Source organism: Psychroserpens ponticola (assembly GCF_023556315.2).
Lineage (GTDB): Bacteria > Bacteroidota > Bacteroidia > Flavobacteriales > Flavobacteriaceae > Psychroserpens > Psychroserpens ponticola.
This window is the reverse complement of the sequence record NZ_CP116221.1, coordinates 2,313,729-2,329,650: the sequence shown is the minus strand read 5'-3', so window position 1 is coordinate 2,329,650 and position 15,922 is coordinate 2,313,729. Positions and strand designations below refer to the sequence as shown.

Here is a 15,922-nt window from a genome sequence, read left to right as displayed (position 1 = left end):
TAAAATTAGAATATGAGTAGTATACATTTAGAGGCTAAAGTTGGCGATATAGCCGAAACGGTACTTTTGCCAGGAGATCCATTAAGAGCAAAGCATGTAGCAGAAACAATGTTAGATGATGCTGTGTGTTATAATAGAGTTAGAGGAATGCTTGGGTTTACTGGTTATTATAATGGAAACAGAGTGTCTATACAAGGTACAGGAATGGGAATGGGAAGTACTTCTATTTATGTGAATGAACTCATTACAACATATAAAGCGAAAAATTTGATTAGAGTCGGTACTTGTGGTTCAATTCAAGAAGATATCAATTTAGGGCAAGTACTTTTAGCCATGAGTGCTTCTGGAGACTGTGATGCTAATAGCTTGTATTTCGAAGGCATGCAATATGCAGCTACAGCTGATTTTGATTTATTGCTTAAAGCTTACAATGCTGCAAAATCTATGAATATCAAAACGTATCAAGGTTCTGTATTTAGTACGAATACGTTTTATGATACTAGAGAAAATCGATGGGAAAAATGGAAAAAACAAGGGATTCTTGGTGTAGAAATGGAAACACAAATCCTATTCACATTAGCTAAACGATTTGGTGTAAAGGCACTTTCAGTACTTACAGTTAGTGATAATATAATTACAGGAGAAGGTACAAGTTCTCTGGAAAGAGAGCAATCTTTTAATGATATGATGAAAATCGCTTTAGAATTGGCTTAGAAAATCATTATACAGATGTGAAAACATCGAATAGAAAATTTAATTCATATTTTGGTTGATAATTTTATTTGATACGATTTCAATTCCTGAAAAAGTACCTAGCCGTTCAACTCCAATATCTATATATTTTTTAGCTGTTTCATAATCATCAATTCCTCCAAGAGCTTTTATTTTTGCATGATTTTTTAGAGTTTTCTTCATGATTTTAACTGCAGTAAGCGTAGCTCCACTTTTTGAAAAACCAGTTGAAGTTTTTACGAAGTTAGCTTTGGCGTCTAAACAAATTTCACATGCCTTAACAATATCGTTTTTTGATAATTCGCTTATTTCAATTGTAACTTTAAGTGGTGTTCTGCCAATTGCTAGCTTAACATCACTTATATCTTTAAAGACTTCAACGTAGTTTTTACTCTTTAAAAAACCAATATTAATGACCATATCGATTTCATGAGCTCCAGCTTCAATAGCTTGTTTTGCTTCAAAAACTTTAGCTTCTGTAGCACTTGCTCCAAGAGGAAAACCTACAACAGTACATATTTTTATTGAGGTTCCTTTTAATAATTGTTTTACAAGAGGTACATAACTACTGTTGACGCAAACCGAGTAAAATCTGTGCTTTTTTGCATCATTACAAAGATCGATAATATCTCTTTCAGTGGCTGTAGACTTTAATAAAGTATGGTCTATGTATTTATTTAATTCCATGGTATTCTTTAGTAGGTATTTGAAAATAACTTAAAAACTCTCTTTAAGTTGAGGGATTAACTTTTAGACAAAATAAATTATTGTCCTAAAGTCGTGTTGGAATTAATAGCAATTCAAAGTTAATATTTATATATTAATACTAATGTTAAAACTTTGCTTTTATTGTGCAGTTCATCGAATACTTTTATGTGAAAATTATAACTATTTAGTAAAAAGCAAGTTATCTAACTTAGAATTTGTACAAAAATTGAGATTTTAAATCGGTATATAAATGAATAAAAATTAAGCGAATTACGTACTATGTCATAGCGTTTTCTCCAAACTTTAAACGAGTTACTCTTTTTTCAAATTGTAATTCTTCAATCGGATTGAGTATAGATTTAAACAAAGACATGAATTCTTCTGCATGAGCTTCTTTTTGCTGTTTTAGTAAATTAAAATGAGTGAATCCACACCAAATGATAGCTTTAAGATTTGTCTTATCTGAATTGTACATGCGCATTTCTACTTTTAAATTACTGTTATTAAATGCAATTAATTGTGATTCGATAGTGATTTTCTCCATTAAAAAGGCAGGTTTAATGTATGCGATTTGATTACTGCTAGACACCCAACTTATTCCTGTTTTTCTCGCCATCTCATAAATATCAATATCATATGCTTTAATAAGTTGATCTTCACGATGGTTCATGAAGTAATTGATATAACTCGCATTGTTTAAATGATTAAAAGGATCACAATCTTGAAATCTGATTGTTGCTAAACTCGATACTGTTTTAGATAATTTCATTTTTTGTTTGTTTTCGAAATATACCAATTGGTATATTAAAAATTAAATTTTTTTATGCTTTCATTTCTGTTAATATCATATGGTCAATTTGATCCATGGTGTCTTTCATATAAAACTCATCATTCATAGTATAAGTCATGAATATTGCTCCTTGAATTAAAGTGTCTAATCGTTTTGCATATTGCATTGCATTAATTTCTGAAGATATTTCTCCAATTTCAATGCCATTTTCTATTATAGTTGCTACTTGATCTTGAATCTTCTCGATTACAATTCTAACGTTTTCTAATAATAATGTATTTTGATTATTAGCATCAACTCCAATATTCAAAACAGGACAACCACCAAGCTTCTTACTAAATTCATAATAGTTTCTGTAAAAGTCTGAAATTAAATATAGTTTTTGAATTGGTGAGTTGCTACGTGATAAGTGATCTGAAATTTTAGACATCATCTGTTTTACATTGTATTTAAATGCTGAAATAGAAAGAACTTCTTTATTTTTGAAATGTCCATATATTGCTCCTTTTGTTAATCCACTAGCATTGGTAATGTCGCTCATGCTTGTTGCAGCGTAACCATTTTTATTAAAAATAGGTGCTACAGTCTTTAAAATATGAAGTTTTGTATGTTCTGATTTTGTTAACACATTACAAATATACAAAATATACCAATTGGTATATTGTTAGTTGTATTATTTATTATTTATCGTAATAATTCATTACTATTTAATGGAGTTACTTACATTATTTTGCATTACATATTAAATCACATATATTGCGTTAAATATTAAACTATTAATTCTTATGAAAAAAATTATTTTTAGTGCTATTCTAGCATGCATATTTACTTTCAACACACAAGCACAAGAGGAAACAACATCTAATCAAGATGATACAGCGTCTAATGATGATTATAGTAAATGGCAGGCTCGTGTTAGAGCAATTTATATTGCACCTTCGCCTTATAATAGGCACAATGGTATTAATAATGTTGATGTTAATTTTTCTTCGACATATGCTCCAGAAGTTGATATCACCTATTTTTTGACTAAAAACTTTTCTGCTGAGTTGATGCTAACAACATCTAAGCATAATATAGAAATTGATGAAGGATCAGATTTAGGATCTGTTTCAATGATACCATTAAATATTAATTTTCAATACCATTTTTATTTCGGCAAGTTTAAGCCCTATTTTGCAACTGGAATGGTTTACTCTATTTTCTATGGTGAGGATGCTGGTGATTTAGAATCTCTTGAATTTGAAAGCGCACTTGGACATTCTCTCCAATTAGGAGCAGATTATAGTATAAATGATAAATGGTTTATAAATTTAGATCTAAAAAAAATGTTTTTGAAAACAGATATTACTGCTAACAATGACAATTCAAATAAAGTAGAAGTTAATGTTGATCCGATTCTTGTAGGTTTAGGTGTAGGAATGAGGTTTTAAGCATATAACTGATTAAAAATTATTATAAAAAAACGAGTCTATTTAGGCTCGTTTTTCTTTTTAAAGCAAATATCGTGTATGATTATTGGTTTTAATTTACACCTATTTGCAAAAAGAAAAGCAACGCTTATTTTATTTCTAAAATTCGCATTGCTTTTCAACTAACCAACCATTATAAGGACTCTTTCTTTTAGATTTTGTTACAATAGATTTTAAATTTCTTCTGTAACAAAACTCGCTTCATTTCTAAACACCAATTTGTCATCAAAAGCATCCAGTAATATAATGCTATCTGTTGTTATTTTTCCAGATAGAATTTCTTTACTTAAAGCATTTAAAACTTCTTTTTGAATCACTCGTTTTACAGGTCTTGCTCCATATTCTGGATTGTAACCTCTTTCTGCTAGATAGCTCATCGCTTCTGGTGTTGCATCAAATGTGATGCCTTGTTTTGCAATCATTTTTTGAACACCTTTTAATTGTAATCCAACAATTTCTTTAATATTGTCTTTGCTTAAAGGCGTGAACATGATAGTGTCATCGATTCGGTTTAAAAACTCAGGACGAACACTTTGCTTTAATAAGGCTAAAACATCAACTTTAGCAGCTTCCATAGCAGAATCGATATCTTTAGTCGCTTGAAAACGTTCTTGTATAATGTGACTTCCCATATTGGATGTCATAATGATAATCGTGTTTTTAAAATCGGCAACACGGCCTTTGTTATCTGTTAATCGTCCTTCATCTAATACTTGTAATAAGATATTGAAAGTATCAGGATGTGCTTTTTCAATTTCATCTAGTAACACAACTGAATAGGGTTTACGTCTCACTGCTTCAGTTAATTGTCCGCCTTCATCATATCCTACATATCCAGGAGGAGCACCTACTAATCTGCTTACACTATGACTTTCTTGAAATTCGCTCATGTCAATTCTTGTCATTGCATTTTCATCATCAAACAAGTATTCAGCTAAAGCTTTTGCTAATTCAGTTTTACCAACACCTGTTGTTCCTAAGAATAAAAAAGTACCTACTGGTTTTTGCGGATTTTGTAATCCTGCTCTTGATCTTCTCACAGCATCACTTACAGCAACTATAGCTTCTTCTTGTCCGACAACACGTTTGTGTAATTCTTTTTCAAGGTTTAGAAGTTTCTCACGATCACTCTGAAGCATTTTAGTCACAGGAATTCCTGTCCATTTTGCTACAACTTCAGCTATATCATCGTATGTAACTTCCTCTTTGATTAAAGCATTTTCTTTTTGGTTAGAGAGTAAAGCTTGCTGAGTTTCCAGTGTTTCTTGAGCTTCTTTAATTTTTCCATAACGAATTTCGGCTACTTTACCATAATCGCCTTCACGTTCTGCTCGTTCAGCTTCAAGCTTATAGTCTTCTATGTTTGATTTTGTTGTTTGAATGTTGTCAACGACTTCTTTTTCACTTTTCCATTTAGCATTAAGTTCGTTTCGCTCTTCTTTTAGATTTGCTAAATCTGAACGAAGGGATTTTAATTTCACTTCATCTTTTTCACGCTTAATGGCTTCAATCTCAATTTCAAGTTGCATTACCTTTCTATCTAAAACATCTAACTCTTCTGGTTTTGAATTGATTTCCATTCGTAATTTTGAAGCAGCTTCATCCATTAAATCAATAGCTTTATCTGGTAAAAAACGATTCGTAATATAACGTTCTGAAAGTTCAACAGCACCAATAATCGCTTCATCTTTAATTCGAACTTTATGATGTGTTTCATACTTTTCTTTAATTCCTCTTAAGATAGAAATAGCACTTTCAGTATCGGGTTCATTTACCATTACTTTTTGGAAACGACGCTCTAAGGCTTTATCTTTTTCAAAATATTTTTGGTATTCATCAAGTGTTGTTGCGCCTATTGCACGTAGTTCACCTCGCGCTAATGCAGGTTTTAAAATATTTGCTGCATCCATGGCGCCTTGTCCTCCTCCAGCACCTACAAGTGTGTGGATTTCATCAATAAAGAGAACAACATCACCATCACTATTTGTAACTTCTTTGATGACTGCTTTTAATCGTTCTTCAAATTCTCCTTTAAATTTAGCACCAGCAATCAATGCTCCCATATCTAAGGCGTAGATTTGCTTATCTATAAGGTTTTCTGGAATATCTCCATCTATAATTCTGTGTGCTAAACCTTCTGCAATAGCTGTTTTACCTGTGCCTGGTTCTCCAACTAAAATGGGATTGTTCTTTGTTCTTCGTGATAAAATTTGAAGGATTCGTCTAATTTCTTCATCACGACCAATGACAGGATCTAATTTTCCGTCCTTAGCTAATTGGTTTAGATTCTTAGCATATTTATTAAGCGAATTATAAGTTTCTTCTTGACTTTGTGATGTTACCCGATCACCTTTACGTAATTCGTCAATTGCGGCATTTAGACTTTTTTCGGTAACGCCTTGGTCTTTTAACATCTGAGCAATTTTGCTCTTCGATTTAAAAACAGCAAGAATTAAATGCTCAATTGATACATAGTCATCATTCATTTTTTTAGCAATGATTGATGCTTCATTAAGTGTTTTTCCTGTATCTCTAGACAGCATAATGTCTGAACCAGAAACTTTAGAGAAACTTTCGAGTTGTTTATCTAATGCTAATTTTAAAACATCAACATTAACGTTTAACTTTTTTAGTATAAATGGCAATACGTTTTCATCTACTTCAAAAATGGCTTTTATAATATGTTCATTTTCTATGTGTTGGTGTCCTAAGCTTTGAGCAAGTTGTTGTGCTTGCTGGATTGCCTCTTGAGATTTTATGGTATAATTATTAAAATTCATAAGTATATAGTAATTTTTTTATTAGTATTTTACGATAGCATTAAGTCAATAACCTTACCAATCGTAAAATGTTAGACGTAAACGACAAAATGTCTGATTTAGCGTGTAGCAGCGTGACTTTTAGTCAGTTTGTAAGATTGAATTAAAGATACGACTTATGCATTTGAAAGAAGTTCTGCATGAGTTAGAATGAAAAAATGATATCTATGGGATTTTTAAAAAACATATTCGGTTCGTCTGAACCAAAAGAAGAAAAATTATTGCCTTGGCAAGCTTTAACAAATGTCTCTCAATTAGAAGAGATAGCGCAAAGTTCTAAAACGAAGACTCAAGTTGTTTTTAAACATTCGACACGTTGTGGTATAAGTAGTATGGTTATGAATCAATTTGTTAGCATGTATGATGTAGATGCTAATCTAGATCTATACTATTTAGACTTATTGAGTCATCGTGATGTGTCTAATGAAATAGGATATAAATTTCAAGTGATGCATCAATCACCACAAATCCTAATTATAAAAAACGGAACAACAGTTGCTCATGCTGCTCATGGAGCGATTAATGAGATTGATTTGAGTATATTTGTATAAAATATTAAGACTCAACTATATATTGTCATTGACTTAAAACTAGTTCTAGAGTAGTATATAAAAAAAACAACATTTTGAGAAAAGTTACTTTCATTATAGCTTTTATATTTCAGGTTGTAGTAGTTGCTCAAGTACAGATTGTTAAAGATGTATATACTTCAACACAGAATAGTTCTATTTTAAATGGTAGTAATAGTTATAATGTTGATGGTTATGTTGCAGCTGATAATGGTCTTCTAGGTTCAGAACTGTATGTGATTAATAATTCTAATTCTGAAATTGCATTTATTAAAGACATACAAATTGGATGTGGGTCAAGCACACCAACTAACTTTGTTAAATTCTCTAATGGATTATCTGTTTTTCTTGCAGATGATGGAATTAATGGTCAAGAATTGTGGCAATCAGATGGAACTGTTGCAGGTACATTTATGCTCAAGGATGTATATAATGAATCTTCTAATGCGTTTGTTAGGCATCTAACGCTTTATAATAATGAAATCTATTTTACGGCTAACTCTTCATCAGGAAGAGAGCTATGGAAAAGTGATGGGACAGAAGCTGGAACCGTTTTAGTAAAAGATATAAGATCAGGAACTGTTGGTAGTAATCCTAATGGCTTGATAGTAAGTAATGGTTTGTTGTTTTTTACTGCATACAGTGGTTCTAGCGGAAAAGAACTATGGAAAACGAATGGAACAGAATCTGGAACAATAATGGTAAAGAATATTGCTTCTAGTTCTGGAAATAGCGGTTTAAGTTTTTTATCGTATGTTGATGTCAATGGCGTTTTATTTTTTGACATCTCTGGTGATTTATGGAAAAGTGATGGTACATCTTCAGGTACAGTATTAGTTAAGGATGTTAATAATTCCACGAATTCTTCTTCGCTAACACAGTTAACTTCTTATAATGGAAACGCCTATTTTTCTGCAAATGATGATGTTAATGGTCAAGAGCTATGGATTAGTGATGGTTCAACTTCTGGTACTTCACTATTAAAAGATATTAATGTTGGTGATTTAAGTTCTAATCCAGATTCTTTTTATGTTTATAATGGAACACTTTACTTTTCAGCAGAAAACCCTATAGAAGGTAATGAACTTTGGACTACAGATGGTACTTTGGCAGGTACAACTATATTTAAAGATATAAATGTTGGAGTGGATAATAGTAGCCCTTCAATACCTTTTGAGTTAAATGGAGAACTCGTTTTTTCTGCTAATGAGGAATTATCGGGAATAGAGCTTTGGACTTCGGATGGCAGTTCTATGGGAACACAATTAATTGAGGATGTAAATACAATTACCGCAGACAGTTATCCTGTCATTCATAATGTCATTGATGAATATCTTTATTTTTCTGCAGTTGATGGTGAATTTGATGATGAATTATGGAAGACGGATGGTACAGAATATGGAACAATACGATTATTTGGAGGAGATAATTATTCTGGAGAGCGCTATATCAATTCAGTTCAAGAAGTAAACGGAAGAATACTATTTAATGTCAAACAATTTGAAAATGATGATGAACTTTGGGTTAGTGATGGAAATACAGATGATGCAGTTATGTTAAAAGATATCAATCCTGGAGATGCTGCTGGAGTTTTACTGCCTTGGGTTAAGTTTAATGGCGAACTTTATTTTGTTGCAAATCATGATGATTATGGTGGAGAAATATGGAAAACAGATGGTACAGATGCAGGAACGATGATGATAAAAGATATAAGACCAGGTATCAATTCTTCTTTTCCAATATATTTAAAAGAAATGAATGATGAGCTCTATTTTAGAGCTGATGATGGAACTGGAAATGAATTATGGAAAACTGATGGAACAGAATTAGGGACTATAATGGTGAAAAACATAAACACTACTTCAAATTATAATGGTGTAAGTAATTTGCAAGTTTATAATAATGAATTGTATTTTAGAGCCAATGACGCGACTTTTAATTATGAGTTATGGAAAACTGATGGGACAGATAGTGGTACCGTAATAGTTAAAGAAATTAACACCAATGGAAGTTCTAGTCCTTTGCATATGCAAGTGTTTGATGGTCAATTATTATTTCAAGCTACCGATTCTGATGGCGATATTGAACTATGGATTACTGATGGAACAGAAAATGGTACACAACGTTTATATGATATCTTTCCTGGTATATGTAGAAGTAGTTTGCCTTATGGTTTAACAGTATTTAATAATGAATTGTATTTTGGATCTACAGATGCTGTTTATGGCACAGAATTGAGAAAATTGAATACCGCTACTTTAGAAACTAGCGTATTTTCTAAAGTAGATTTTACTCATAAATTATTTCCAAATCCTGTAAAGTCTTACTTTTCATTGAAAAAGAAAACTTCGGAAGCGATTGAAAGTGTCAGGTTATATAATATAGAAGGAAAAAAACTATTAAGTTTTTCAAATGAATCCATTTTGAATAATCGTTATGATATTAGAAATTTATCTAGAGGTATTTACTTAGTAGAAATAAGAACCAATCAAGTAACAATTTCCAAACGACTAATTAAAAATTAGTGTATTGGAAATACAATTAGAATAATATATATGCAAAATTATTCTTTAATAATCTTGACCGTTTTTTCATTTCCATTACTCGATAATGTTACAAAATAGATGCCACTATCTATTTCACTCAAATCTACATTAGCAGTTCTGTCATTAATTTCTTTGGTCATAATTTGTTGTCCAAGAATAGAGGTGACCTTTATCGTTTCAATAAGTGTATTATTTTTTATGTACAGCGTGTTTTTAGTAGGTGTTGGATGTATTTTTAAGCTCTCAAATGAAAAATTAGTCACACTTAAATTTTCTTCTACAAACTCAGTAGTCCAAGTATTAGTGACGATAGCTGGATTAAAGTCAAAATAAATTTCAGCAGTATTAGGTATGATGTCACCTATTGCAAAATCTGGAAAAGGTTTAATTTTAAAAGTTATGTAACCATGACCAATTGGAGAATCATCATCTTCTGAAGGTGGTAAATCTATTCCGAAGAAATTCCACTCTAGATCCTTTCCAACACGTTCTAAAGTATATTGATGACTAGCATTTACCATTTTAAGTGTCGATTCATCAAGTTGTTCATCAAGAAGATCTTCAACTCTTATATTGATGGCATTTGCAGTTCCGGTGTTTTCAAAACGAATGGTATAGGTTAGGTAGTCGTCTGTTGTAAATTCTGAATGAATAATCTCAGGACCATGACGTTCTGTAACATCATTTGGATCATAAGAACCAACAATGGTCTGAGTCAAACTAGAAGTGTTATTTGTAGGATTAATATCTCCAGGTAATAATTCAATATCAGCAGAATTAGTTATTAGGTCACCTAAATTTACAGTAGGTATTGTTGCAACTTCCATTTTTACAAAAATAGTTCTAGATTCATAAGGTTCAAGATCTGAAAAGTTATAGCTAAAACCTGCAGTATTAATAGTAACGTCGTTTGGAGATGTTTCTATTAATGTAAATACATCGTCCATTGCGAAATTTACCGTTCCTGAGTTAATAACTTCACTAGAATTATTTGTGTAAGTAATATAATTAGTATAGTTGAATCCAGGTACAGGGTTGTTAAGGCAAGAATAAATGCTTATAGATAAATCATCATAAGCTGATGCAGTTATTGGAAAATTATATTCTGTAATACCAGAACCTGTTAGGACAGATACATTAGAATAATTTGAAGAAGTTGTATTTACTGAAGTATAATCATTATCTACAACATAATTTAAATCGTAGGTTGTACTTGGATCAGATTCATAAAGATAATGTGGTGAAACATATAAGTAACGAAGAATACCATCGTTATTAACTTCATATTCAAATTCACCTAAAGGGAAATTAATTTCATCACTTTCTTGTGTGCCGTTTCCATTTGTATCCACAAAGGCATTTAATTTTAAGCCGTCAGATTGCATTAATTCATAGTATAGATTGGGTTGTATAGGACCAGATGAAACTTCATCACCATAATAAGTGCCTTCGAATTCTACTCCATAACCATCTAACAAATTATCTACATAACCAAAATTAATATTATTTTGTGTTATAATATGCGTAGCAGTAAATGTTGTAGTGTCTGTTTGTCCTGGAGATAAATTAGCCAATGGTCCGCCAAGAATTTCAAAAGTAGAAAAAAACACATCTGGATAAATATTTGTAATATCAGTATTTCCAATATTTGATATTAAAAAGTCATATTCAATAATATCACCTACACTTATAAAACCATCACCATTAAAGTCTACATAATTCATATCTGCATAAGCCTCGAGGGGACTTATAATGCGAATATTTATAGTAGCAGTATCACAATTATCTGGATTAGCTGAGTTACACATTTCGTAATCAAAACTATAAGCTCCATAAGGCACGTTAGTAGGAATAGATAGCAATCCAGAAGGATCTAATGTTACTCCAATTGCATTTGTTTCAATTAAACTTACAATTGGGTTGATTGGTATTACTGGTAGTCCTTCAAATGTATCATTATCTAGAATTTGAAATGTTGTGCCAACTTGTAACACTGAAATAACCTCATCTGGTTGGGCATTAAGACCGTAATTATTTAATATAAAAGCTTCTTTTGAATAGCTAGTATCAAAGGTATTGCCTGAAGTAATATTTGCTGTAATAAAAAGATTTTCTTCACTTTCATCTAACTGATCTAAAATTGTAGGATAACTTAATTCTTCACTAAAACTGATGACTTGTCCGGCAGGTATTGTATGAGTAAGTATAGATGTTGTATAATCTGTATTATCTGCAGAACCATCAGTTGTAGTTATGACGATATCTGTATCCATTGGACTTGAATGTGTTAATCTTGCATAAAATTTTATTGGATATCCTTCCTCAGCATCTATGCTGTCTCCAATACTAGTTGGAGTTGGAACAGAAATTATAAGTACATCTGGTATGCCATCATTATCAATAATATCTACTGTTCCAGATGCTATAGTATTTGTAGTGTTTCCTGAGGTTACAGTTGCCGTAATATTGAAATTTTCAACAGGTTCATCTAATGAATCATCAGATGTAGGAACTTCAAACCAGATCCCAGTTACTCCTGCTGTTATTGTTCTTGTCTCATTAATAGCAGTATAATCTGAGTTATCAGCGGTTCCATTTGAGGTTGTAAGTTGTAAATCTATATCAGTATTGAAAGGTCTACTAAGGCTCAGGAAAAGTGAAGAGGTATTTCCTTCAGATATTTGATAATCATGAAAAGGTAGTAATGTAGGTGTTGTATCGTCATCAATAATAGTTGTTATGAATGTGTTGGAGTTATTAGTAGTATTTCCAGAGGTAATCGTAGCATTAATTGTGTAGGTTTCATCTAACTCTACAAGACCATCTTGGATAGTAGATATATTTAATACCACTGAGATTTCACCCGCTGCGATAGTTTCTGATGTATTTATTTCGTTATAATCAGAACTATCAGCTGAACCAGAAATAGTAGTAAAATCTATAGTGACATCAGAATTAAAAGGATTACTTAAATAGAAAGTATAAGCTCTACTTTGACCCTCATTTATTGTATATGCCGTTGGTAACCTAAGAGTTGGTGTTTTATCATTATCCCAGATACCTATTGATCTTTTTGTAAAAGAATTTTGTGTATTGCTACTGGTAACTGTAGCATCAATGGCAAAGCTTTCAGGTAACTCAATAATAGCGTCATTGGTTGTTGGAATAGACAATATATTACTATTTAGTTGACCAGCTTGAATTGTAACTGTTGTTGAAATAGGAGTATAATCACTATTGTCTGCTGTATTTGAAATTGTTGTTACATCAATAATAACATCTGTAGCAGCTATAAGGTTGATGCTTACAGTAAATTCGTAAGTGTTTCCCTCAATTACAGAAAAACTAGAATTTGCATTTTTTAAAGAAACAATTGGATCTTGTGAAAAACAAAAAAAAGAACATAAAGAAATCAAGATAAAAAGGACTAATTTTTTCATAGTTAATGCGTTAGAGTTTCTTTATAGATGAATTTTCTTATAAATGGTTGCGTGAAAAAAAAAGTTTTTTCAACGGAATTTAAAATTACAAAAAACTCCATAACAATTTTTGTTATGGAGTTTTTTTTAGTTTAAATGGACTTGTTCTCAAATTCGATACGAATTGATAACATCTTTTAATCTTGACTTTAAATCTTCGCCAGTATCGTAAACCATTTGTGCATCTGTTGGGAAATATAAAGGGTTGCGTTTTGTTAATTCTAATTCTGATCGATTTAAAGCTCTTTCATCACCTCTAAAGGTTGCATAACTGTGTTCGAAAATAAATTCGCTGTCAATTGGAAATACATCTAATGTCTGATTCGATCTTAAATCTGTAAAGACAACATCTGCTAAAACATGAGTTGATTTGAGTTGATTTACAATAGTATACCTAGCCTTTGCATTAATGATTTTATCGATTTTTATTTTGTTGCCAAGACTATCGGTTACAAAATTGCCTTGTCTATCTTTTTTAAATTCCCAACCATCTACAATGTTTTTTTGCTTCAATTCTTCACTTCTGTTTACTTGTTCAGGTGAAATATTAATCTGCTTTAATTGTAATTGCATGATATAATCATAATTAATGTTTTGATCAGCATCTATGTGATACTCAGTCCAAAATTTATTTAAATCATAAGTGCTAAAGTTTAGTAAATCAACTTCTAATTGCTGAGGAATAAATTGATAGGTTTGGTTTTCAATAGATACCATAATATAATCTGTTCCTTTTTGATGCGCTTCAGTAATTAAACTTCTAGTGTCTTCAAAGTTTGGATTAATTTGTTCTATATAACTAAAAATATCATATGCTTTTCTAGCATTGTATTTATCTTCAGAATCTAATAAGGCAATCCCTTCTTCAATTAAATAATCAGAAGTTTTATATCTGTAATCCACAATTTCAGACGTATAGTTATTGAATTTTAGATTTAGTGTTTTGCCATTTATTTTTAAAGGTAAAACACGTTTTATTGCATTTTGTCTTTCATCTAAATCTAAATAGATTTCATAAATTGTTTTGAATTGCTCTGGATTCCCATCCTTTTTTAGATGTTCAAGATCTTGTAAGTCTTCTTCTAAAACTTTATAATAAGCATCTTCAAGCATGACGATATAGTCCTGCTTTCGCTTTTTATCTTTATTGTTTTCGAGTTTTCGTAACGCGTCATTAATTGCTAAGTCATAGTTTCCATGAGTGATTGCTTTTTCAATTTGTTTTCTTCCGCTACATGATGTTAGTACCAGAAGAAGTACTGTTGTAAGTAGTAATTGCTTCATAATTCTGGATTTTAATTGTTATTTCTATATAGAATTCAAATATGATGCCAAACAAAAAACTCGAAGATAGATTACTGACTATCTTCGAGTTATATTTACTAATTTAGTATTGCAATTATTTCTTTTTCTTCGGATTGTAAACAGGCAACAACTCTGTAGAAACTTCACCAAAACCAATTCTGGTATCATCTTTTTCACAGTAACCACGCATAATTACTTTATCGTAATCATTGATGAATTTACGTTCAGAACCATCTTTCATTTTAATAGGCTTTTCACCTCTCCAAGTAATCTCTAACATCGAACCATAAGAATCTGGTGTTGGACCAGAAATCGTTCCACTTCCCATCATATCACCAGAATTTATTGGACAACCATTAACTGTGTGATGTGCTAGTTGCTGAGACATGCTCCAATACATATGCTTAAAATTAGACTGACTTACAGTTGTTTCTTTAGCACCTTTAGGTTTAATAGCGACTTCAAGATTGATATCAAATCCTTTTTTACCCTTTTGTTGTAAATAAGGCAATTGAGGTTTTAATGGTTTAGGATTTTCAACTCTAAATGGTTCAAGCGCATCTAACGTAACAATCCAAGGCGACATACTAGACGCAAAACTTTTAGCTAAGAAAGGACCTAATGGAACATATTCCCATTTTTGAATATCTCTAGCTGACCAATCATTAAATAGGACTAAACCAAAGATATATTCTTCGGCTTCTTCAATAGGGATTGGTTCACCTAAATCATTGGCATCTGTTGTGATGAAAGCCATTTCTAATTCGAAATCTACCAATTTTGAAGGTCCAAAAACAGGTTGGTCACTATCTGCAGGAATCGTTTGTCCTTGTGGTCTATGAATTGGTATTCCAGAAGGAATAATAGAACTGCTTCTTCCGTGATAACCTACAGGTATATGAAGCCAATTTGGCAATAAAGCATTATTAGGATCTCTAAACATTGTACCTACATTAGTAGCATGTTCGATACTGGAATAGAAATCGGTATAATCACCAATTTGAACTGGTAATTGCATTTCAATTTCATCTAATCGAAATAAAACAATTTCTTTATGCTTTGTGTTATTTTTTAAAATTGTGTTATTACTGTCGAATATTTCAGCAATACGATTACGAACTAAACGCCAAGTTTTTCTTCCATCTGCTATAAAGTCGTTTAGCGTGTCTTGTAGAAAAATATCATCTGTTAAAGGAATTCCTTCAAAATAACCCAATTGATGTAAAGCACCAAGGTCAATAGCAGTGTCTCCAATTCGAGTACCAATGGTTATGATGTCATCTCGTGTTAAAAAAACACCAAAAGGAATATTTTGAATAGGGAAATCAGAATTTTTTCCAACATGTAACCATGAGCTACGATCAGGATTATTTGCAGATAAAGGCATAGTTTTTAATATTATTTTGTTATTATTTTCTATTCAAACGTACATATTTTTTTTTGTTTTAATTGCATAAATCCTTAAAAAATAGTTTAAAATTAATGTTAATAACCTGCTCATA

The 15,922-nt window shown here is 31.3% G+C and carries 11 protein-coding genes; 4 read left to right on the top strand and 7 right to left on the bottom strand.

Annotated elements, in window-relative coordinates; all coding sequences use genetic code 11:
* Positions 1 to 12: 12 nt before the first annotated feature.
* A complete protein-coding gene (deoD, locus tag MUN68_RS10425; RefSeq protein WP_249996605.1) occupies positions 13 to 714 on the top strand; it encodes a purine-nucleoside phosphorylase in 702 nt (233 codons plus the stop codon).
* Positions 715 to 753: 39 nt separating this feature from the next.
* Here deoD and deoC read toward each other — a convergent pair whose 3' ends face one another.
* From deoC to MUN68_RS10410, 3 genes are all read right to left on the bottom strand, one after another.
* On the bottom strand, positions 754 to 1,419 hold the full coding sequence (deoC, locus tag MUN68_RS10420; RefSeq protein WP_249996606.1) for a deoxyribose-phosphate aldolase: 666 nt from the start codon (positions 1,417 to 1,419) through the stop codon (positions 754 to 756).
* Positions 1,420 to 1,717: 298 nt separating this feature from the next.
* Positions 1,718 to 2,209: an acyl-CoA thioesterase gene (locus MUN68_RS10415; RefSeq protein WP_249996607.1), complete on the bottom strand. Its 492-nt coding sequence runs from the start codon at positions 2,207 to 2,209 to the stop codon at positions 1,718 to 1,720.
* A 52-nt stretch (positions 2,210 to 2,261) separates the two neighbouring features.
* Positions 2,262 to 2,858: a TetR/AcrR family transcriptional regulator gene (locus tag MUN68_RS10410; RefSeq protein ID WP_272792362.1), complete on the bottom strand. Its 597-nt coding sequence runs from the start codon at positions 2,856 to 2,858 to the stop codon at positions 2,262 to 2,264.
* A gap of 157 nt (positions 2,859 to 3,015) precedes the next feature.
* Here MUN68_RS10410 and MUN68_RS10405 point away from each other — a divergent pair, with 157 nt between their 5' ends.
* Positions 3,016 to 3,663 carry an OmpW/AlkL family protein gene (locus tag MUN68_RS10405; protein WP_249996610.1) on the top strand — a complete coding sequence of 216 codons (648 nt, stop codon included), beginning with the start codon at positions 3,016 to 3,018 and terminating at the stop codon, positions 3,661 to 3,663.
* A gap of 212 nt (positions 3,664 to 3,875) precedes the next feature.
* Here the strand turns inward: MUN68_RS10405 and clpB are convergent, their stop codons facing one another.
* Positions 3,876 to 6,482: an ATP-dependent chaperone ClpB gene (clpB, locus tag MUN68_RS10400; protein WP_249996611.1), complete on the bottom strand. Its 2,607-nt coding sequence runs from the start codon at positions 6,480 to 6,482 to the stop codon at positions 3,876 to 3,878.
* 206 nt (positions 6,483 to 6,688) lie between these two features.
* Between clpB and ytxJ the strand changes: the two genes are divergently transcribed.
* Positions 6,689 to 7,072 carry a bacillithiol system redox-active protein YtxJ gene (gene ytxJ, locus MUN68_RS10395; protein WP_249996613.1) on the top strand — a complete coding sequence of 128 codons (384 nt, stop codon included), beginning with the start codon at positions 6,689 to 6,691 and terminating at the stop codon, positions 7,070 to 7,072.
* Between the two features lie 74 nt (positions 7,073 to 7,146).
* Entirely contained in the window at positions 7,147 to 9,615 is a 2,469-nt protein-coding gene (locus MUN68_RS10390; RefSeq protein WP_249996614.1) for an ELWxxDGT repeat protein, read from the top strand.
* Positions 9,616 to 9,653: 38 nt separating this feature from the next.
* On the opposite strand, the gene MUN68_RS10385 is transcribed toward MUN68_RS10390, so the two are convergent.
* The 3 genes from MUN68_RS10385 to fahA all read right to left on the bottom strand — a co-directional run bounded on the left by MUN68_RS10385 (position 9,654) and on the right by fahA (position 15,807).
* Positions 9,654 to 13,076, bottom strand: coding sequence for a DUF7619 domain-containing protein (locus tag MUN68_RS10385; protein ID WP_249996615.1), 3,423 nt, complete (start codon positions 13,074 to 13,076; stop codon positions 9,654 to 9,656).
* Between the two features lie 147 nt (positions 13,077 to 13,223).
* Entirely contained in the window at positions 13,224 to 14,399 is a 1,176-nt protein-coding gene (locus tag MUN68_RS10380) for a hypothetical protein (protein WP_249996616.1), read from the bottom strand.
* 115 nt (positions 14,400 to 14,514) lie between these two features.
* Entirely contained in the window at positions 14,515 to 15,807 is a 1,293-nt protein-coding gene (gene fahA, locus MUN68_RS10375; protein ID WP_249996617.1) for a fumarylacetoacetase, read from the bottom strand.
* Between the last annotated feature and the right edge of the window lie 115 nt (positions 15,808 to 15,922).